Source organism: Nocardioides sp. NPDC047086 (genome assembly GCF_040643685.1).
Lineage (GTDB): Bacteria > Actinomycetota > Actinomycetes > Propionibacteriales > Nocardioidaceae > Nocardioides.
Window position 1 is genome coordinate 67,570 of record NZ_JBEYUV010000009.1, and the last position, 19,321, is coordinate 86,890.

A 19,321-nucleotide genomic window follows, 5' to 3' on the forward strand; every position below is an offset into this window, starting at 1 on the left:
CTCGTCATGACCCACCGCGCCACCCCGACACCCCAGAGCCTCACCCGAGCCGCCGGCGTCGCCGCGACCGCCGCGGGCTTGATCTTCATCGGCGTACAGCTCAACCACCCGCACCTCGACGTCACCTCGATCGCCACTACCGAGGTCGTCGTTCGGAGCTCGCTGAAGGTGCTGATGTGCGCACTGGCACTGGCCGGGTTCACCGGCATGTACCTCAGCCAGATCCGCCGCAACGGCCTCCTCGGCCTGATCGGCTACACGCTGATCAGCGCCGGCTACCTGCTCGTCCTCGCCACGACCCTGGCCTCGGCGTACGTCCTGCCGCATGTCACCGCCAGCGACCCCGGCTTCGTCGAGGACTTCATCGCCGCGGCCACCGGCGGCAGTCCGAGCGGGGACCTCGGCGCGCTCGGAGTCGTCCTCCAGCTCCAGGGCTTCGCCTACCTCGGCGGCGGGCTGCTGTTCGGGATCGCGCTGTTCCGCGCCGGCGTGCTTGCCCGCTGGGCTACGCTCCTGCTCGCCGTCGGTGGTCTGGTCTCGGCCCTGCTGACAGTGATGCCCGACGCGTTCTACCGACTGCTCGCCTTCCCCAACGGAATCGCGATGATCGGCCTCGGACTGTCCCTATGGGCTTCCGCGCGCCTGGTGACCACGCGGCCGGCCGAAGGCGCGCAGACCGCGGGTGCGCGATGAGGACCTGGCCGGTCCCGGCGGCCCTGCTCGCGCTGGTCGCCTTCCCGCTTGTCGCCGGCACGCTCCGCCTCCTCGAGCTGGCCGGCGGGCCGGTCGTCCTCCCGCAGAACCCTCGTGTCGACGCCTCGCCGGCACCGGTCATCGTCCACGTGCTCGCCGCCGCGACCTACGCCGTGACCGGGGCCTTCCAGTTCCCTGCCCGGATACGCCGGGCTCATCCAGCCTGGCACCGCCGCACCGGCCGGGTCCTCGTCGTCGCGGGTCTCGCGGTCGCCGGCTCCGGCCTGTGGATGACCCTCTTCTACGCCGGCGCGCCCGGCGGTGGCCTGCTGTGGTCGGTGCGGATCGTGGTCAGCACCGCCATGGGGGCCGCGCTGGTCCTCGGCTTCGCCGCCATCCGGCGACGCGACATCCCCACGCATCGAGCCTGGATGATCCGGGCGTACGCTCTCGCTCTCGGCGCCGGCAGCCAGGTCTTCACCCAGGGAGTCGGCGAGGCCGTCTTCGGCACCGGCGAGCTCAGCACCGCGCTGTCGATCACCGCAGGCTGGGTCCTCAACGTCACTGTCGCCGAGTGGATCATCCGCAGATCGAGGCGGTGACCATGTCTGCGCCGCTCGACTACGAGGTCAGGCTCGCCACCCATCTGGACGAACACTGGGCCACCTCGCTCGGTTGTTCTGTGCCCGTCCACGAGCCCGACGGCACGACCACGCTTCGGTGCCGGGTCCAGGACCAGTCCGAGCTGCACGGCCTGCTCGGCCGGATCCGCGACCTCGGCGTCGACCTCATCTCGGTGCGGCGCGACGATCGGCACATCTGAAATCGTTGATCTAGCTCAGGCGCGGTGCGGGTCCTGGCCGGCTTCCTTGACGATGCGGTCTCCGACCTCGAGCTCCTTCCACAGAGCCTTGTCGACGCGGACCTTCTGGGTTTCGCCGGACTCGGTCCGGATCTTCACTCGGCGGTAGAGGTTCGAGCCGTCCAGCAGGGCTCGTGACTTCTTGACGACTGTTCCATCCCAAGATTCGTCCTTGCTCACGCCTGCTCTCCTCGCTGATCGTCTTCGTCGATAGGACCTCGAGTACATCAGCCGGAGGGAACGGCGAAGCGCCGCCGCGCCGCTCCCGAACCGGGCAGCTCTTTGCCGTTGTGACACCGGACACAGCTCAGAATCGTTGATCTAGAGCATCCGCTCTATTTAGATTGTCCGCATGTCCCGGCAGCGGCTCCACACGCTCGACGATCTGCTCGACGTCGCCGAGCAGATCGTGACCAGCGGCGACCCCTCGGGGCTCACGCTGCGGTCGCTGGCGGCTGCGACGGGGGCGTCGAACGGGACGATCTACCACGCGTTCGGCTCCAAGGACGTGCTGCTGGCGCGGCTGTGGCTGCGGTCCTGGTGCCGGCTCAGAGACCTGATGGCGGAGTCGATGGGGGAGGGGGCGACCGGGGAGGACGCGGTCGTCGCGGTGGCGCTGACTCCCGTCGAGTTCGTACGCCGCTTCCCGGCCAGCGCTCGGCTGTTCTTCGCCCAGCGCCGCGATCAGCTCTTCTCCGCCGACCTGCCGCCCGAGATCGAGACCGAGCTGGCCGCCGTGCAGGAGAAGTTCGTCGAGGTGCTGATCACGCTGGCGCGCGGCGTGTGGGACCGCGGGGACCGGGTCGCGGTGGAGGCCATCGCGGTCTGCGTCGTCGACCTGCCCGGCGGGATCCTGCGCCGCTGCATCCTCGAGAACCGCGAGGCCGACGAGGCGACCGCCGCCCGTCTGGAGGCCGCGGTCCGCGCCATCCTCGCCGTCCCGCTCGAGCCACGTCCGGCCAAGACATCACCGACCACAACGAGGAGAAATCCGTGACCCGAGACCAGTCGATCCTTGCCCAGCCGCTGGAGCTGCCGAACGGGTTCGTGATCCCGAACCGGCTCGCCAAGGCCGCCCTCAGCGAGGGCCTGGGGCGTCGCGACTTCACCCCGGGAAGCCGGATCAAGAACCTCTACCGGCGCTGGGCGAACAGCGGTGTCGGGCTCTCGATCACCGGCAACGTGATGGTCGACCGCACCGCGATCGGCGAGCCGGGCAACGTCGTGGTCGAGGACGATCGCCACGCCGACGACCTCGCCGAGTGGGCGCAGATCGCCAAAGCAGGCGGCTCGAAGGTGTGGGTCCAGATCAACCACCCGGGCCGGCAGACGCCGCGTACGCTCACCGCCCACCCGGTCGCTCCCTCGGCCGTTGCTGTGCCAGGCACGGGCGGACTCTTCGCCGAGCCCCGCGCGCTCACCGAAGCCGAGATCGAGGACCTGATCCGCCGCTTCGCCACCACGGCGAAGGTCGTGACCGGGGCGGGCTTCGACGGCGTACAGATCCATGGCGCGCACGGCTACCTGATCAGCCAGTTCCTCTCGCCGCTGTCCAACCAGCGCACCGACGACTGGGGCGGAACCCCCGAGAAGCGGCGCCGCTTCGTGCTCGAGGTGCTCCGCGCGATCCGTGCGGAAGTCGGCCAACAGACACCGGTAGCGATCAAGCTCAACTCCGCCGACTTCCAGAAGGGCGGCTTCGGCGAGGAGGAGTCGCTCGAGGTCGTCCACGCGCTCGCCGAGGAGGGCCTGGACCTGCTCGAGATCTCCGGCGGCACCTACACCTCGGCGGCCATGCTCGGCGTGGACCCGTCGCTGAAGGCGAGCACCCGGCGGCGGGAGGCGTACTTCCTCTCTTACGCCGAACGCGTCCGCGCCGAGCTCCCGACGCTCCCGCTGATGCTCACCGGCGGGTTCCGTACGGCCGCAGGCATGGTCGACGCCGTCGAGTCCGGCGCGGTCGACCTCGTCGGCCTCGGCAGGCCGCTCACGGTGCAGCCCGACTTCCCGGCCCAGCTGCTCGCCGGCCGCGCCGACGAGAGCGTCGTCAACCCGCGACGCAGCGGGATCCGGATGCTCGACAGCCTCACCGAGCTGACCTGCTACAGCGTCCAGATGTGGCGGATGGCCAAGGGCAAGGAGCCGGCCCCCGACCGGCACGCCGCCCTCAACGTCACCCAGTACCTCCTCAACAACGGCCTCGAGAGCCTGCGCTCCCCGCGCGGCTGACCCCCGGAAGGAACGACCATGACGACGACCCTGACCCAGACGGAGGGCGTGTACGTCCTCGACATCGGCGACACCGAGAACCGGTTCAGCCCCGAGTGGATGACGTCGGTGAACGAGGCCCTCGACCAGGTCGTGGCCACGCCAGCGCCGCTGGTCCTGACCGCGACCGGCAAGTTCTACTCCAACGGCCTCGACCTCGACTGGCTCGGGCAGAACGCCGACCAGTTCGAGCCGTACGTCGCCAAGGTGCAGGCGCTCCTCGCCCGCCTCCTGGTCCTTCCGGTGCCGACGGCGACCGCGATCAACGGGCACGCCTTCGGCGCCGGCGCGATGCTGGCGATCGCCTTCGACTGGCGGATCATGCGCGAGGACCGCGGCTTCTTCTGCTTCCCCGAGGTCGACATCCAGATCCCGTTCACCCCCGGCATGGCCGCCCTGATCCAGGCCAAGCTCACCCCGCGGGCGGCGACCGACTCGATGACCACGGGCCGCCGGTTCCCGGGCCCCGACGCCCTCGCCGCCGGCATCGTCGACGGCACCGCGCCCGAGGCCGAGCTCCTCGAGCAGGCGATCGCGCGCGTCGCCCCGCTCGCGGGCAAGCCCGCCGAGACGCTCGGCAAGATCAAGTCGACGATGTACGCCACCGCGGTCGCCGCGCTCGGGGCGTAGACAGGTTTCAGCCGGCGCGCCGGCGCAGGGCGAGCTTGATGATCTCCTCGACCACGAGCAGGGAGGCAGCGAGGGCGATGCAGATGCCCCACTGCCGCCCGTCGAGTTCGGTGGTGCCGAAGATCCGCTCGAGCAGGTCGATCGTGGTGACTGCGACGATGGCGAGCACGGCGAGGCCGTAGCGGCGCAGCTGGGCGAGCCCCGGCATCGCGTCGCGGTCGAAGAGCGTGCCGACCTGGTCGCGGGACATGAGGCCGGCGACCACATGGAAGATCGACAGGGTGGTGAGGAGCATGGTCGCCGCGACCACGGCACCGTCGAGGTCATCGCCGATCTGGTAGGCGACCAGCGAGCCGATCGTCATGATCGCACCTTGTACGCACAGCCGGACCCAGTTGGACCGGGAGAGCACCGGGGCGGCCACGGGTCGTGGCGGGCGCTCCATCAGACCCTTGGTGGCCTGGTCGAAGCCGAGCGCGATCGCGATCGGGATGTCGATGACCATGTTCAGCCACAGGATCTGCAACGGGTTCAGGGGGACGCCGCCGGCGACGTCCAGGACGCCCGCGGTCAGGAAGATCGCGATGTAGGCGACCAGGGTGGACATCTGGAACCGGAGGTACTTGACCAGGTTGTCGTAGAGCGTACGTCCGTAGGAGACGGCGTTGACGATGGTCGCGAAGTTGTCGTCGGTGAGGATCATGACGGCGGCCTCCTTGGAGACCTCGGTGCCGGTGATGCCCATGGCCACGCCGATGTCGGCGGCCTTGAGCGCCGGAGCGTCGTTCACCCCGTCGCCCGTCATCGCGACCACGTTGCCGGAGCGCTTGAGCAGCTGGACCAGCCGGATCTTGTCCTCGGGTGCCACCCGGGCGATGACCCCGATCCGGTCGAGCTGGGCCAAGAGGTCCTCATCGCTCATCGTCGCGAACTCGGTGCCGGTCAGCGCCCGCCCCTCGATGCCGAGCTCCCTCGCGATCGCGGCGGCCGTGGTGGCGTGGTCGCCGGTGATCATCCGTACCCGGATCCCGGCCGAGTGGCACTCGGCGATCGCGGCCCTCGCCTCCGGGCGCGGCGGGTCGACGATGCCGACTATCGCGAGCAGGGTGAGGTCGCTGACCAGGCCGATCAGGTCGGCGGCGGGATCGAACCCGGAGGGGTCGAAGTCCCGCTGCGCCACGACCATCACGCGCTCGCCGGAATCGGCCATCCGGTCGTTGGCCTCCAGGGCGAGGTGCCGGTTCTCGTCGGTCACCGGTACGAGGCCACCGTCTGCGGCGCGGTAGAACCCGCCGCGAGCGACCAGCACGTCCGGTGCGCCCTTGACGTAACAGCGGACCACCGGGCGTCCGTCGGCTCCCGTCATCTCGTGGAAGGTGGCCATGAACTTGTACTCGGAGTCGAACGGCACCTCCGCGATCCGCGGGAAGTCGCGCCGGGTGGCGTCGATGTCGAGCCCGCCCTTGGCGCCGAGCACGATCAGCGCCCCCTCGGTCGGGTCGCCGATCAGGCTCTCGCCGTCGAGCACCGCGTCCGCGCACAGCACCATCGGCAGCAGGTAGGGATCCAGGTCGATCCGGGACCCGCCGACGTGCTTGATCTCCCCGGCCGTGCCGTAGCCCTCGCCGGAGACCGTGAACACGTTCTGGCCCGGGATCACCAGCTCTCGGGCGGTCATCTTGTTGAGCGTCAGCGTGCCGGTCTTGTCGGAGCAGATCGCGGACGTCGAGCCCAGCGTCTCCACCGCCGGCAGCCGCTTGACGATCGCGTTCCGCCTCGCGATCTCGCGGGTGCCCATCGAGAGCAGGGCGGTCACCACGGCCGGCAGGCCGGTCGGGATCGCGGCCACGGCCAGCGCGACGCCGGTGATGAACAGGGTGTCGAAGGACTCGCCCCGCACCAGGCCGAGCACCACGACGAAGACCAGGGCGACCGCCGCGATGAAGGCGATGATCTTCGAGAGGCCGTCGAGCTGTTTCTGCAACGGCGTCTTGTCCGCCTCGGTGTTGGCCAGCAGGTCGGCGATGTGCCCGATCTCGGTGTCCATCCCGGTCGCGGTGATCACGATCTCGCCGCGTCCGCGGGTCACCGAGGTGTTCATGTAGGCCATGCAGGTCCGGTCGCCGAGCGGCACGTCCTCCCCGAGCACGGGGTCGATCGACTTGCCCACCGGCAGGCTCTCGCCGGTCAGAGCCGCCTCCTCGATCTCGAGAGTGGCGGCGAGGGTGATCCGGCCGTCGGCCGGCACCCGGTTGCCGGCCTCGACCAGCACCACGTCGCCGGGCACGAGATCGGCGGCGTCGATCTCCACGGCCTGGGCGTCGCGCCGTACCCGCGCGACCGTCTTCATCAGCTGTGCCAGCGCCGCGACGCTCTCCTCGGCCTTGGCCTCCTGCCGCAGCCCGATCACGGCGTTGAAGAGGGTCAGGCCGGCCAGCACCAGCGACGTCCCGACATCCCCGGTCACCACCAGGTTCACCGCGGCGGCGACCAGCAGCACGATCTGCATGAAGTCCTGGTACTGCCGCAGGAACGCCTGCAGCCCGGACTCCTTCTTCCCCTCGGCCAACCGGTTCGGGCCGTGCTCGGCCAGCCGGCGGGCCGCCTCCTCCGCGCTCAGCCCACGAGCCGGATCCACGCCGAGCCTCTCGGCGACCTCGAGCGGTGTCCTCCCCGCCGGGTCCATCGCCAGCTGCTCCGCCGTCCGCGACATCGACGTCCTCCTCCGAGGGACGGTACGTCGGCATCGGCCGCAGGTCCTCGCCAGAAAGGGGTAAAGGAGCCGAAGCGGGCCCGCCGTGGCGTCGGGGCGAGCACAATCACCTGTTGGAGAGGAGCTCGGATGACCGACGTCGCGCAACACACCGGCAGCACGCGCGGCGTTCTCGCCGCCACCTGCATCTCCACGCTGGTCGTCAACGCGAACACCTCGGCGGTCAGCATCCTGCTCCCGGCCATCAGCGAGGACACCGGGATGTCGACCGGCACCCTGCAGTGGGCGGTGACGGGCTACTCGCTGATGGGCGCGGCCGTGATCATCACCGCCGGGTCGCTGGGCGATGTCTTCGGACGCAAGCGGGTCTTCCAGGCCGGGCTGCTCCTGTTCGTGGCCTCGTGCGTCCTGATCGCGCTGGCCGGGTCCGGCGGCATGGTGATCGCCGGACGGGTCATCCAAGGAGCGTCCGGAGCGACGATCCTGGCCTGCGGTCTCAGCCTGCTGTCGGTGGCCAACAGCGGTGACGCACGGCTGCGTGCGGTCTCCCTGTGGGGGGCCGCCGCCGCCGTCGGTGCGGCCGCGGGGCCGCTCGCCGGTGGTGTGCTGGTCGACACCGCGGGCTGGCAGGGCCTGTTCTGGATCGACGCCGGGATCGCCGTCCTCTGCATGCTCCTGACCGCCGCGACCGTGAGCGAGTCGCGGGACCCGAACCGACCTCGGGACATCGACTTCGCCGGTACGGTGCTGGTCGCGCTGACCTTGATGCCACTGATCCTGGGCGTGAGCAAGAGCGGCGACTGGGGCTGGATCTCCGCGCCCACGCTGCTGTGCTTCGCCATCTGCATCGTGGCCGGTGTCGCCTTCGTGGCGGTCGAGCGACGCGTGAAGGTCCCGCTGCTCGACCTCGCCCTCCTGCGCAACCGGGTGCTCGTGGGCTCCACCATCGCCATCCTGATCGGCGCGGGCACCATCAACGCGTTGATGTACCTGCTCAGCCTGTACTTCCAGGATCCGGCGGCCCTGGGCTTCACCCCGCTCGAGGCCGGCCTGGCCACGCTCCCGAGCACGGTCGGGCTCGTCGTGGTCGCACCGCTGGTTCCCCGGCTCGCGGCGCGGTTCGGCGGAAGACAGACGATCGGCGCGGGGTTCGCGCTCTGCACCGCAGGTTTCGTGGTCATCGGACTCGTCGACGCCTCCTGGCAGTACGTCGCCTTCCTGCTCCCGCTGGTCGCCATCGCGGTCGGCATGGGCCTGTCCAACGGCCCCTCCTCCTCGGCCGCCACCGCCTCTGTCGACGCCAACCAGGTCGGGGAGGCCTCCGGCGTCTCCAACATGGCCAGGTACGTCGGCGCAGCGGTCGCCACCGCGCTGGCGGCGACCATCTACGCGACCGTGATCGCCAACCACAAGGGCGACGGCGATACCGCCGCGGACGCCCTTGCCGATGGTCTGGCCGCGGCGTCCTGGGCGATGGCCGTGTTCAGCCTCCTCGGCCTCCTGCTCGCCCTCGTGGTGATCGTCCGCCACCGCGCCGGTCGGGGCACTCTCAACGACTCGGCTGCGGCGGCAGCCGCCCATCTGCACACCCTGCCGACGACCGCGTCGGAACCGCCTTCGGGCGGGTCCCGAGAGCGCTCGGTCGAGAGCCCGAGCTGACCCTAAACGACCAGGCGCAGGTCCGGTGCCACCGCTCACCCCACGAACCCGCCCTGCTCCGCCTCCACGAACCACGGTGCTCGTCGCAGGATCGCCAGCACGTCGTCGGGCACGTCGAGGAGCACCAGCTCGGTCCCTTCGGCGGCCAGGTCCTCGCGCAGCGAGCGGAGGGTGTTGAGCAGCGGGACGGTGACCCGGGTCAGCGCGGAGGTGTCCAGGGTGACAGTCCGGGCGGTTGAGGCCTGCATCAAGCCGAGCGCCGCGTCGTAGGTGGCTTGGGCATTGCCGGTGTAGAGGTCGCCGGTGAGCACGAGCGGAAGCACCTCGTCGTGCGCTGACGGACTCTCGAGCCGGCGCACCCGCGGTTGGTTCACGGCGCGGATGACCAGCAGCAGGGTGAGACAGACGCCGACCGCGACGCCGAGGAGCATCCCGCCGGTCAGACCGACGGCGGCGACGGCCAGAGCGACCCAGAGCTCTGTCCGGTCGACGGCGGCGTACGTCGCGAGCTCACGCGGATCGAGCAGGCCCGCCACGGCGACCAGCACCATGGCGGCGAGGATGGTCTGGGGCAGGTCGGCGAGCAGAGGCGCCAGCGCGAGCGCGACGAGTAGCGCCAGGCCGACCGTGACCAGCCCGGAGAGCTGGGTGCGGGCGCCTGATCGCAGGTTCACGGCCGACTGCGAGAATCCACCCGCCGGCGGCAGAGACTGGGTGAGTCCACCGGCCAGGGCACCGATGCCCGTGGCGACCAGCACGATGCCCGCCGCGACGACGAGCGGCCCCGGCACCCCCGGTGCCAGCCGCCGGAGCACCAGGAGAATCACGATCGCGCTGACCCCGACCACCGCGGTCACCGCCGAGAGCTCAGGGAGATCGCGGGCGACCGCGACCAGCTCCGCGAAGAACCCCTCCGCATCCGGGTCCGCCGGCAGGCCGAGCAGGGCCGGCAGCTGACTGGCGACGACGGTGAGGCCGACGCCGAGCCGGATGCCGGTCAGGGTGGCAGGGGAGATGCTCTCGACCAGCGCGCCCAGCCTGGCCAGCCGCATGACCAGCAGGAAGACGCCGACCAGGAAGGTCAGCGTGAACGCGGCCCGCATGAGCTCGTCGGGATCACGCTCGGAGAGCCCGGCCAGCGAACTGGCCACCAGGACGGAGATGGTCGAGGTCGTCGAGACGCTCAGCGCGTGCGCGCCGCCGAGAAGGGCGTACGCCGCCATGGGCAGCAAGCACGTGTAGAGACCCACGTGGGCAGGCATCCCCGCGATCGTGGCGTACGCCATGGCCTGGGGGATCACGACGGTTCCCGTCGCGAGCCCGGCGAGCACATCACCGCGCAGCCACGAACGGCGATAGCCGCGCATCGTCGGGAACAGCCATGCCTTCACGGGCCCACCCCATCGTCTCCGCCCGTCCAGGAGGTCACCCGAGTCGGGGGAGGTCGCCCGGGCGCGGACTTGCCTAGCCTCCGAGCACATACCTGAGGAGGTTCTTCATGTCCGACAAGCCCAACATCCTGGTCATCTGGGGCGATGACATCGGCATCAGCAACCTGAGCTGCTACAGCGACGGGCTGATGGGCTATCGCACGCCGAACATCGACCGGATCGCCGCCGAGGGCATCCGCTTCACCGACTCCTACGGTGAGCAGAGCTGCACGGCAGGGCGCGCGGCGTTCATCACCGGGCAGAACCCCTACCGCACGGGCCTGACCAAGGTCGGCATGCCCGGCGCGGACATCGGTCTGCGTGCGGAGGACCCGACCATCGCGACGGCGTTGAAGTCGCTGGGCTACGCGACGGGGCAGTTCGGCAAGAACCACTTCGGCGACCGCGACGAGTTCCTGCCGACCATGCACGGCTTCGACGAGTTCTTCGGCAACCTCTACCACCTCAACGCCGAGGAGGAGCCCGAGCTCGACGACTATCCCAGGGAGGAGGACTTCCCGAACTTCCGCAAGAGGTTCGGGCCGCGCGGGGTCATCCGCTCCTGGGCCAACGACGACGGCACCCAGCGCATCGAGGACACCGGCCCGCTCACCAAGGAGCGGATGAAGACGATCGACGACGAGGTCGTCCCCGAGGCGCTGCGGTTCATGAGCGATGCCAGCTCCAGCGACACCCCGTTCTTCGTGTGGCTCAACACCACCCATATGCACTTCCGCACCCACATCAAGGTCGGCAGCCGGGGCAAGGCCGGACGCTGGCAGTCGGAGTACCACGACACGATGGTCGACCACGACGAGCTGGTCGGATCGGTCCTGGACTTCCTCGACGAGAACGGCCTGGCCGAGAACACCATCGTCATGTACTCCACCGACAACGGCCCGCACATGAACAGCTGGCCCGACGCCGGCATGACCCCGTTCCGCAACGAGAAGAACTCCAACTGGGAGGGCGCCTACCGGGTGCCGGCCATGGTCCGCTGGCCTGGTCGCATCCCCGCGGGCGAGGTACGTAACGGCATCGTCAGCCACAACGACTGGTTCGTGACCCTGCTCGCCGCCGCCGGCGACACCGACGTCGCCGATCGCCTCAAGAAGGGCACCGAGCTCGCGGGAACCTCCTACAAGGTGCACCTGGACGGCCACAACCAGCTCGACTACTTCACCGGCGAGGCCGAGGAGAGCCCCCGCAAGCACTTCTTCTACGTCTCCGACGACGGCGACCTCACCGCCCTTCGGTTCGACAACTGGAAGCTGGTCTTCCTCGAGCAGCGTGCCACCGGCACGCTGCGGGTGTGGGCCGAGCCGTACACGCAGCTCAGGGTCCCGAAGATGTTCAACCTGCGCACGGACCCGTATGAACGGGCCGACATCACCTCGAACACCTACTACGACTGGTGCCTGGACCACGCCTGGCTCCCGGTCCCGGCCCAGGCATACGTCGCCCAGATGATCACGTCGCTCGCCGAGTTCCCGGCGCGCCAGGAACCCGCGAGCTTCAGCGTCGACAAAGTGCTCGAGAAGCTCAAGGCCGGGGTCCCGAGTAGTTGACGTCCAGCCAGCCGATGACCAGACAGCCGCTCGTCGACCTGCTCGGCGGCACCTTCACGATGGGCTCCGACGACCACTATCCGGAGGAGGCCCCGACCCACCGCGTGCGGGTCGGGGCGTTCTCGATCGACGCGCACCAGGTCACCAACGAGCAGTTCGCGAGGTTCGTGCGCAAGACCCGCTACGTCACCGTCGCCGAGCGACCGGTCACCCCGGCTGACTTCCCCGACGCGCCGCCGGAGAACCTCCAGCCGGGCTCGCTCGTCTTCACCCCGACCCCCGGTCCTGTCGACCTCCGGCACGTCAGCCAGTGGTGGACCTGGACTCCGGGGGCGTGCTGGTCGGCGCCGGAGGGACCGGGGAGCTCGGTCAAGCGCCGGCCCGACCATCCGGTCGTGCACGTCGCGCTGGAAGATGCCGTCGCGTACGCCTCCTGGGTGGGTGCCGACCTGCCCACCGAGGCCGAGTGGGAGTACGCCGCGCGTGGCGGCCTCGAGGGAGCGGCGTTCACCTGGGGCGACGAGCCGCGCCCGGAGGGCCGGATCATGGCCAACACCTGGGACGGACCCGACTTCCCGTGGCGGCACACCCGCGAGAGCGGCTTCTCCCGCACCTCCCCGGTCGGGAGCTTCCCGGCCAACGGCTTCGGGCTCTTCGACATGGCCGGCAACGTGTGGGAGTGGACCAGCGACTGGTGGACCGACCGACACCCTGACGAGGTCGCGAAGCCGTGCTGCGTGCCCGTCAACCCGCGCGGGGGTGAGGCCGAGCAGAGCTTCGACCCCGCGCAGCCCCAGTTCCGGATCGCCCGCAAGGTGGTCAAGGGCGGCTCGCACCTGTGCGCCGACACGTACTGCCTGCGCTATCGGCCCGCGGCACGCCGCCCGCAGATGGTCGACACCGGCACCAGCCACCAGGGCTTCCGATGCGTACGCCGCCCCGGGACCCAACACCAGAAGGAGTCATCGTGACCGAGCAGCTGCTGCCGTCCTGGTGTCCGGGGGCCACCCGCGACGCCGTCGTGGCCTTCCTCGACGCCGCGGAGGAGGTGCCGGCACCCGACCGGGTGGCGTGCTTCGACAACGACGGCACCCTGTGGTGCGAGCGTCCGTCCTACGTACAGCTCGACTTCTTCCTCGACGCGCTGCGCACCAGCGCGGCGGCCGACCCGTCTGTGAAGGAGCAGGCGGAGTTCGCGGCCGTGCTCTCGGGTGACCAGCAGGCTATCGGCGACATCGGGCTGGAGCGGATCGCGATGGCGCTCACCGGCCTCTTCGCGGGCCTCTCTCCCCAGGACTTCACCGCGCGGACCCGCGAGTTCATGGCCCGCGCCGACCACCCGACCCTCGGACGCCCGCACCGCACCTGCACCTACGTACCGATGCTCGAGCTCATCGCCGAGCTGCGGCGCCGCGACTTCGCGGTGAGCGTGGTGACCGGGGGAGGGACCGAGTTCGTCCGCGCCATCAGCCAGGAGCTCTACGGCGTGCCGCCCGAGGCGGTGGTGGGCACGCTCATCGAGTACGACTACGCCCCGGACCCGCCGCGCCTGAGCCGGTCGGGACGCCTGGTCGGCGCCGCCAACGAAGGCACGGCCAAGGTGTCCAACATCCAGACCCAGCTGGGCCGGCGCCCGATCCTCGCCGTCGGCAACTCCGGCGGCGACCGGGAGATGCTGGAGTGGGCCGCCGCGGGCGAGGGTCCGACGCTCGCGCTGCTCGTCGACCACGACGACGCCGAGCGCGAGTTCTCCTACGTCAGCACCGCGCAGACCTTCACCGAGCCCGAGCCGATCACCGAGGTCGGCGCCCGGCTGGGCTGGACCGTGATCAGCATGGCCCGCGACTGGGCAGCGATCTTCGCCTGACTCGAGGGTCAGTCGGGGATGGTGACGACCTCGATGACGTCGATCTCATCGGCACGCAGCGCGTGCAGGACGCCCTGCAGCGCCTCTTGGTCGGGCACCTCTCCGGTGAGCGTGGACTCCTCGTGGTGCGCTTGGACGGCCAGCTGCGGGAACGCCTTCTGAAGCTCCTGGGAGAGCTCACCGTTCACCCTGATCAGGACCCTTGTCATGGTCTTCCTCGACTGCTCACGTACGGCACGCTACGAATCGCTCCGGCCCCGCGGTTCACCGAATTCGGGTGATGCTGTACGCCGGCCGTGCCGGAAGGGTCGGCGACGAACGCAGTCGACAACGGCAAGGACTAGTGATGGCGACCCTGACGGTATGGAAGTACGACACGACCGATGGCGCAGACCAGGCTGTGAAGAACCTCGAGGACCTCGTCAGGCAGGACCTCATCATCCTCGAGGACGCCGCCACCGTGCGCTGGGAGGAAGGCAAGAAGAAGCCGAAGACCCGCCAGCTGACCAGCACCAGGGCCATGGGGGCGATGAGCGGCACCTTCTGGGGCATGCTCTTCGGACTCATCTTCTTCGTGCCGCTGCTGGGAGCAGCGGTCGGTGCGGCGACCGGCGCCCTGACCGGGTCGCTGACCGACGTCGGCATCGATGACGCCTTCATCAACAGGGTGCGCGACCAGGTCACGCCTGGCACCTCGGCACTGTTCCTGATGACCTCCGACGCGGTGATCGACAAGGTGCATGAGGCCATGAAGGGCCACCAGGGCGAGCTGATCTTCACCAACCTCAGCAGTGAGCAGGAGGCGGCACTGCGCGAGGTCTTCGCCGAGTGACGTCATGGCGAGCCTGACCGCGTGGGTCTACGACCGGATCATGGGCGCCACGGACGCCGAGGTCTGGCTCACGGACCTGCAGGAGCGTGGTGCGCTCACCGTGCACGATGCCATCACGCTCACCTGGTTCCCAGGAGCGGAGGAGCCGCAGATCGGTCACCTTCGCCACCGTACGACGAGCGCTGCAGCCAAGGGCTCGTTGGTCGGTGGCCTTCTCGGGATCCTCGTGTTCAACCCGGTCGCGGGCGCCGTTGTGGGGGCGGCGTCCGCGGCCGCGGTTCAACGTCTGCGGCAGGCCGGCATCGGCGACGAGGTCCTCACCCAGGTCGCTGACCAGCTCGGGCCGGGCAAGTCCGCGCTCGTGGTGCTGAGCAGCGACGCGGACCCGGAAGCGGTCGCCGCGGCGATGAAGCACGGAAACCCCACCCTCGTCTACGCCGAGCTGGACGACGAGGTCGCCGAGGAGCTCGAGGAGATCCTCCGCACCGAGACCCCCGAGACCCCCGAGACCCCCGAGACCACAGAACCGACTGACGACGGAGACTGATCATGGCGATGAACCAACCTCCCACCCGACGCCTGCAGCCCACGGTGAACGCCGGCCGGCTCTGGGCGGGCGGCGCCGCCGCCGCGGTCGTGGCCGCACTGCTCGCGGTCGTCGGCATCGTGATCGCCCGGGGCATCTTCGACGTACCCGTCCTCGCTCCCGAGGGCGACGGGGTCTGGGGAAACGCCTCGACCTGGTGGTACGCCTTGTGGGCAGCGGTCGCCGGCCTGCTGGCCACGGCGCTCGCCCATGTGCTCCTGCTGACCACTCCGCAGCCCCGCACCTTCTTCGGGTGGATCATCGGCCTGGCCACCGTCATCGCGGCGCTGTGGCCGTTCACCTCCGACGCGGGCCTGGACGCCAAGCTCGTCACGATGCTGATCAACCTGGTGATCGGGATCGCCATCGGCTCGCTGGTATCGGCCGTCGCGCGAAGCGCGGTCGTCCCCGAGATCCGGTGAGGCGCGGTCGGATCAGTCCGCGCTCGCGTGCCTCACGCACCGCTTCCGAGCGCGTGTTCACGCCGAGCTTCTGGTAGATCGAGCGTACGTGGGTCTTCACGGTGTTCTCGCTGACCCCTTCGGCCTCCGCGATCTCGGGGATCGTCAGGCGCGAGGGTAGGTCGTGGAGAACGTCGACCTCGCGCGCGCTCAGCTGCGTGCCGATGGCCCCGATCCTGCGCTCGTCCTGCCGAGAGTGTCCGGCGAGCAGTGCCGCGACGAAGTCCTCGGCGGGTCCGAACCGTGAGCGGTTCCTCGAGAGCAGCGGCGCCAGATGCGGCGCCAGGTCGATGAACGGCCGGCGGTAGTTGTTGGGCACCGCCCACTCGAGCGCCTTGCGAAGGGCTTCGAACGCGCGCACGTCGTTGCCCAGGGATGTCTCCAGGGCCGCGGTCAGCACCTGCGCGCGGACGACGGTCGTCGGTGCGTGGGCGGGAAGGGTCCCGTCGAGCACAGGCTCGAGCTCGGCCAGCGCCTCGCGGGTCCGGCCGGCGGCCGCGAGGATCTGTGCGTCCGGGATCGCGCACTCGGCGCTGCCCGGCAGCTGAGCGCGGACCCGGGCCGCGGTCTCCGCAGCCCAGTCCTCGTTGCCGACCGCGAGGGCCAGCCTGACCCCCTGGGAGGTGGCGGCGCTGAGCCCGGCCGGCGAGAGATGGTCGGCGTCGGCGGTCTGCCAGATCCTCCTGAACGTCTCGGCGGCCGCGACCCGGTCCTTCCCCGTCGTGCATGCCCCGTACGCCGAGCTCGACCTCGGTGTTGTTCACTCCGTCCAGCGCTCGCATGCCGAGCTCGGCGTACTGCAGCTGTCCCCGGCAGTCGCCGGTCTGGAAGGCGGTCCAGGCGGCCACGAGGTAGGAGTACGCCAGTCGCGGCGAGTCTCGCCAGCCGTGCTGGGTGGCGAACGCGATGGCCTGGCCGGACCAGTCGAGAGCGGCGTTGAAGTCGCACCTGGCGCCGGTCATCCCGGACAGCTGGGACATGGTCTCGAGCACGACCTGGTCGTAGCGACGGCTCCTGGCCAGGACGAGCGAGCGCTCGAGGTCGTCGATGGCTCCGAGATAGTCCCCGGTTGCGCATCCGGGCGGGTCCGCGCTGGGTGAGGACGGCGAGGTCGACGTCGCTGTCACCCGTCATGGCGACGTCGAGGATCGCGCTGTCCTGCAGTGCCGCGACCACGTCGCCCCCGGCGAGGGCCCGCTGAACGATGGCTGCGGCGAGCATCGCTGCGGCCATCGGCTCCGAGAGTCGTTCGCCGGCCGGCACCGCGCCGAGGGGCGTCGTCGGCCGGACAGGACCATGTGCAGGCCGTTCGCGCGGAGCAGGCTGTCGAGCAGGGCGCCGGCGTCAGGCCTGCCGGAGAGGTGGGCGGCCAGGTCGATGGACAGATGGTGCGGCGCGCAGGTCGCGTAGAGGAACTCGACCAGCTCCGGGTCGAGCCGGTGGACGATCTCGGTCAGGACGTACTCGATCACCGAGCGGAGATCGCCGTCGAAGGTCGAGACGACCTCGGCCGGATCGTCGCCGCCGACCCTGGCCGCGACCGCCGCCATGCGCAGGGCGGCGGCCCAGCCCTCGGTCAGGCCGACGAGATGGGAGATCGCCTCGGCCGTCATCGGTAGGTCGCTCGCCGCGAACAGCTCCAGCGCCTCGACGTCGGTGAAGGCCAGGTCCTTGCCGCGTACGTCCGAGAGCGATCCGTCGAGCCGCAGCCGGTGGAGCGCGAGCGGCGGCTCGGACCGGCACGTCATCACCAGCCCCACCTCGGGCGGCAGGTCGGCGAGGAGGATGTCGAGCCCGCGCAGCACCTCGTCGTCGTGGAGCAGGTGGACGTCGTCCAGCACGATCCACCGCACACCGGCAACCTGGAGAGACTCGACGACCTTGGTGACGAACCTCGGCTCGGTCCCCTGCGACGGCGGACTCAACTCCTCGAGCTGCTCAGTTCTCGTGGAGGGGCCGGCCAGGACGAGGGCCTCGATCAGCGCGGACCAGAACGCGTGCGGCCGGTCGTCCTGCTCGTGCAGCGAGAGCCAGGCGACCGGCTCCCCGCGGGCCGCGGCGCGGGTGGCCCAGTCGGCCACGAGCATGCTCTTCCCGTACCCCGCCGGTGCGCAGACAAGAGTGAGCTGGCACTGCCCGACCGCGTCCTCGGTCAACCGGTCCCGGCTGACGAACGTGGGCTGTATTCGCGGAACGCGAAGCCTCGTCGGCGCTACGTAGGCACGAGAACCAGTTTCTAACGTCCGCAAACCGTCGTTTCTCCCATCTCCGAGATGCCTTCATCGGCAATCATCCAAGCAGTGGTTCTTCCATGAAGTAAGGAGTCAAAGGGCCCGGATACCGGGCTGGGGATATGTCTGGCAACGCTGCCTCGCTCACCCTTAACGGGCGATACAGCCGTGACGGGCGAGCTGGACCATGGGAGCTGTGAGTCCCAGGACGCAGGGTCAGAACGAGTTGGCCACGAGCTGGCCTCCGGGGTTCAGGATCCTGGCGATCCTGCTGGGAACCGCGGCGGTGGTGGTCCTCGTGGCCGGGCTCCAAGCGGCCAACAACATCCTCGGACCGCTGTTCCTCGCGATGGTGCTGACCATCGTCGTGCACCCCGCGCGGACCTGGCTGGAGCAGCGCATCCCGTCCGGCCTGGCCACCGCCCTCTCCATCATCGCGGTCATCGTCGGGGTCGTCGGTCTCGGCATGTGCGTGCTGCTCGCGGTGGCTCGCTTCGCCACCTTGCTCGGCACCTACGGCGATGTCGCCAAGGCGCGCGTCGAGGACCTGACCGACTGGCTCAGCAAGGTCGGCATCGGCACGGACGAGGTGCTCAAGATCGTCGAGTCGTTCGACCTCTCGAGCCTGCTGGCCCTGGTGTCCGAGGCTCTGGGCGGGATGTTCGGGGTGCTGTCCACCGTCGTCTTCATCCTGGCGATGTGCATGTTCATGGCCATCGACGCGACGGCTCTGCCGCGGCAGCTGGTCTCGATCGGCCGCCGCCGTCCCGACCTCGTGGCCGCGTTGTCCTCGTTCGCCGTCGGAACCCGCCACTACCTGGTCGTCTCGACGGTGTTCGGTCTGATCGTCGCCGCCCTCGACACGCTAGCCCTCTACCTGTTGGGGGTGCCCGCGCCGTTGCTGTGGGGACTCCTCGCGTTCCTGACCAACTACATCCCGAACATCGGCTTCGTGATCGGACTGGTGCCACCGGCCATCCTGGCGCTGCTGGACGGCGACCTCTCGCTGATGCTCGCGGTCATCGCCGTCTACTGCCTCCTGAACGTCGTGATCCAGTCGGTGATCCAGCCGAAGATCGTCGGCGAGGCGGTGGGCCTCTCGGCGACGCTGACCTTCCTGTCACTGATCTTCTGGTCATGGATCATGGGGCCGATCGGTGCCGTCATGGCGGTCCCGCTCACCCTGTTCGTACGCGCCCTCGCCGTGGAGTCCGACCCGGCACGGAGCTGGCTGATGCCGCTCATCGCGGGCAGCGCGCCGGCCGATCTACTCGGGGATGGTGACGATCTCGATGACGTCGACCCCCAGGGAGTTGAGTAGGTCCAGCACGCCCTGCAGCTCCTTGGCGTCGGAGAGGTCGCCGACGAGGGTGGTCGTCGCACGCTGGGTGGCCCGGGTCAGGTGGGGGAACGTCTCGAGGACGTCGTCCGACACCGACGAGCCCACCCGGATGAGGATCCGGGTCATGAGCGCATCACGTCGATCATGTGTCCGTTCATCGTTGGCTCCAGCAGGTGGCC

The 19,321-nt window shown here is 69.8% G+C and carries 22 protein-coding genes; 15 read left to right on the forward strand and 7 right to left on the reverse strand.

What is annotated here, in order from left to right:
- Positions 1 to 6 precede the first annotated feature (6 nt).
- From ABZ796_RS09270 to ABZ796_RS09280, 3 genes are read left to right on the forward strand one after another with little or no spacing between them, the layout of a single operon-like run.
- Positions 7 to 693 (forward strand): hypothetical protein, encoded by a 687-nt coding sequence (locus ABZ796_RS09270; protein WP_357336367.1) that lies wholly within the window; start codon positions 7 to 9, stop codon positions 691 to 693.
- Positions 690 to 1,295, forward strand: a complete 606-nt coding sequence (locus ABZ796_RS09275; RefSeq protein ID WP_357336368.1) for a DUF2306 domain-containing protein — start codon at positions 690 to 692, stop codon at positions 1,293 to 1,295. Before ABZ796_RS09270 ends, ABZ796_RS09275 begins: the two co-directional genes overlap by 4 nt.
- Before the next feature lie 2 nt (positions 1,296 to 1,297).
- Entirely contained in the window at positions 1,298 to 1,516 is a 219-nt protein-coding gene (locus ABZ796_RS09280; RefSeq protein ID WP_357336369.1) for a hypothetical protein, read from the forward strand.
- A gap of 15 nt (positions 1,517 to 1,531) precedes the next feature.
- Here the strand turns inward: ABZ796_RS09280 and ABZ796_RS09285 are convergent, their stop codons facing one another.
- Complete coding sequence (locus ABZ796_RS09285) at positions 1,532 to 1,735, reverse strand: hypothetical protein (RefSeq protein WP_357336370.1); 204 nt, start codon at positions 1,733 to 1,735, stop codon at positions 1,532 to 1,534.
- Between the two features lie 172 nt (positions 1,736 to 1,907).
- Between ABZ796_RS09285 and ABZ796_RS09290 the strand changes: the two genes are divergently transcribed.
- The 3 genes from ABZ796_RS09290 to ABZ796_RS09300 are packed head-to-tail and all read left to right on the forward strand — an operon-like array spanning position 1,908 to position 4,453.
- Positions 1,908 to 2,552, forward strand: a complete 645-nt coding sequence (locus tag ABZ796_RS09290) for a TetR/AcrR family transcriptional regulator (protein ID WP_357336372.1) — start codon at positions 1,908 to 1,910, stop codon at positions 2,550 to 2,552.
- Positions 2,549 to 3,784, forward strand: a complete 1,236-nt coding sequence (locus ABZ796_RS09295) for an NADH:flavin oxidoreductase/NADH oxidase family protein (protein ID WP_357336374.1) — start codon at positions 2,549 to 2,551, stop codon at positions 3,782 to 3,784. The genes ABZ796_RS09290 and ABZ796_RS09295 overlap by 4 nt, the downstream gene beginning before the upstream one ends.
- Positions 3,785 to 3,802: 18 nt before the next feature.
- Positions 3,803 to 4,453, forward strand: coding sequence for an enoyl-CoA hydratase-related protein (locus tag ABZ796_RS09300; RefSeq protein WP_357336376.1), 651 nt, complete (start codon positions 3,803 to 3,805; stop codon positions 4,451 to 4,453).
- A 7-nt stretch (positions 4,454 to 4,460) separates the two neighbouring features.
- Here the strand turns inward: ABZ796_RS09300 and ABZ796_RS09305 are convergent, their stop codons facing one another.
- Positions 4,461 to 7,166 (reverse strand): cation-translocating P-type ATPase, encoded by a 2,706-nt coding sequence (locus ABZ796_RS09305; RefSeq protein WP_357336378.1) that lies wholly within the window; start codon positions 7,164 to 7,166, stop codon positions 4,461 to 4,463.
- Positions 7,167 to 7,295: 129 nt separating this feature from the next.
- On the opposite strand from ABZ796_RS09305, the gene ABZ796_RS09310 reads away from it, so the two are divergent.
- On the forward strand, positions 7,296 to 8,825 hold the full coding sequence (locus ABZ796_RS09310; RefSeq protein WP_357336379.1) for an MFS transporter: 1,530 nt from the start codon (positions 7,296 to 7,298) through the stop codon (positions 8,823 to 8,825).
- 35 nt (positions 8,826 to 8,860) lie between these two features.
- Here ABZ796_RS09310 and ABZ796_RS09315 read toward each other — a convergent pair whose 3' ends face one another.
- Positions 8,861 to 10,216, reverse strand: coding sequence for a SulP family inorganic anion transporter (locus ABZ796_RS09315; protein WP_357336380.1), 1,356 nt, complete (start codon positions 10,214 to 10,216; stop codon positions 8,861 to 8,863).
- Positions 10,217 to 10,323: 107 nt separating this feature from the next.
- Here ABZ796_RS09315 and ABZ796_RS09320 point away from each other — a divergent pair, with 107 nt between their 5' ends.
- From ABZ796_RS09320 to ABZ796_RS09330, 3 genes are read left to right on the forward strand one after another with little or no spacing between them, the layout of a single operon-like run.
- Positions 10,324 to 11,823, forward strand: coding sequence for an arylsulfatase (locus ABZ796_RS09320; protein WP_357336382.1), 1,500 nt, complete (start codon positions 10,324 to 10,326; stop codon positions 11,821 to 11,823).
- A gap of 14 nt (positions 11,824 to 11,837) precedes the next feature.
- A complete protein-coding gene (locus ABZ796_RS09325) occupies positions 11,838 to 12,794 on the forward strand; it encodes a formylglycine-generating enzyme family protein (RefSeq protein WP_357336384.1) in 957 nt (318 codons plus the stop codon).
- The gene (locus ABZ796_RS09330) at positions 12,791 to 13,690 is read left to right on the forward strand and encodes an HAD family hydrolase (protein ID WP_357336386.1); all 900 of its coding nucleotides are present in this window, start codon (positions 12,791 to 12,793) and stop codon (positions 13,688 to 13,690) included. The genes ABZ796_RS09325 and ABZ796_RS09330 overlap by 4 nt, the downstream gene beginning before the upstream one ends.
- A gap of 8 nt (positions 13,691 to 13,698) precedes the next feature.
- Here the strand turns inward: ABZ796_RS09330 and ABZ796_RS09335 are convergent, their stop codons facing one another.
- A complete protein-coding gene (locus ABZ796_RS09335; protein WP_357336388.1) occupies positions 13,699 to 13,899 on the reverse strand; it encodes a hypothetical protein in 201 nt (66 codons plus the stop codon).
- 137 nt (positions 13,900 to 14,036) lie between these two features.
- On the opposite strand from ABZ796_RS09335, the gene ABZ796_RS09340 reads away from it, so the two are divergent.
- Genes ABZ796_RS09340 through ABZ796_RS09350 form a run of 3 tightly spaced genes read left to right on the forward strand, consistent with a single transcriptional unit; the run spans position 14,037 to position 15,530 of the window.
- Entirely contained in the window at positions 14,037 to 14,522 is a 486-nt protein-coding gene (locus tag ABZ796_RS09340; RefSeq protein WP_357336390.1) for a DUF1269 domain-containing protein, read from the forward strand.
- A gap of 4 nt (positions 14,523 to 14,526) precedes the next feature.
- Positions 14,527 to 15,069: a DUF1269 domain-containing protein gene (locus tag ABZ796_RS09345; RefSeq protein ID WP_357336391.1), complete on the forward strand. Its 543-nt coding sequence runs from the start codon at positions 14,527 to 14,529 to the stop codon at positions 15,067 to 15,069.
- A gap of 2 nt (positions 15,070 to 15,071) precedes the next feature.
- Positions 15,072 to 15,530: a DUF6069 family protein gene (locus ABZ796_RS09350; RefSeq protein WP_357336392.1), complete on the forward strand. Its 459-nt coding sequence runs from the start codon at positions 15,072 to 15,074 to the stop codon at positions 15,528 to 15,530.
- Here ABZ796_RS09350 and ABZ796_RS09355 read toward each other — a convergent pair.
- Positions 15,451 to 16,248, reverse strand: coding sequence for a LuxR C-terminal-related transcriptional regulator (locus ABZ796_RS09355; RefSeq protein ID WP_357336496.1), 798 nt, complete (start codon positions 16,246 to 16,248; stop codon positions 15,451 to 15,453). The two genes, ABZ796_RS09350 and ABZ796_RS09355, sit on opposite strands and share 80 nt — an antisense overlap.
- Here ABZ796_RS09355 and ABZ796_RS09360 point away from each other — a divergent pair.
- On the forward strand, positions 16,157 to 16,669 hold the full coding sequence (locus ABZ796_RS09360) for a hypothetical protein (protein ID WP_357336394.1): 513 nt from the start codon (positions 16,157 to 16,159) through the stop codon (positions 16,667 to 16,669). The genes ABZ796_RS09355 and ABZ796_RS09360 overlap by 92 nt on opposite strands.
- A 30-nt stretch (positions 16,670 to 16,699) precedes the next feature.
- Here the strand turns inward: ABZ796_RS09360 and ABZ796_RS09365 are convergent, their stop codons facing one another.
- Positions 16,700 to 17,725 carry an AAA family ATPase gene (locus ABZ796_RS09365; protein WP_357336396.1) on the reverse strand — a complete coding sequence of 342 codons (1,026 nt, stop codon included), beginning with the start codon at positions 17,723 to 17,725 and terminating at the stop codon, positions 16,700 to 16,702.
- Between the two features lie 271 nt (positions 17,726 to 17,996).
- Here ABZ796_RS09365 and ABZ796_RS09370 point away from each other — a divergent pair, with 271 nt between their 5' ends.
- Complete coding sequence (locus tag ABZ796_RS09370; protein WP_357336397.1) at positions 17,997 to 19,121, forward strand: AI-2E family transporter; 1,125 nt, start codon at positions 17,997 to 17,999, stop codon at positions 19,119 to 19,121.
- On the opposite strand, the gene ABZ796_RS09375 is transcribed toward ABZ796_RS09370, so the two are convergent.
- A complete protein-coding gene (locus ABZ796_RS09375; protein ID WP_357336399.1) occupies positions 19,068 to 19,268 on the reverse strand; it encodes a hypothetical protein in 201 nt (66 codons plus the stop codon). The genes ABZ796_RS09370 and ABZ796_RS09375 overlap by 54 nt on opposite strands.
- Positions 19,269 to 19,321 lie beyond the last annotated feature (53 nt).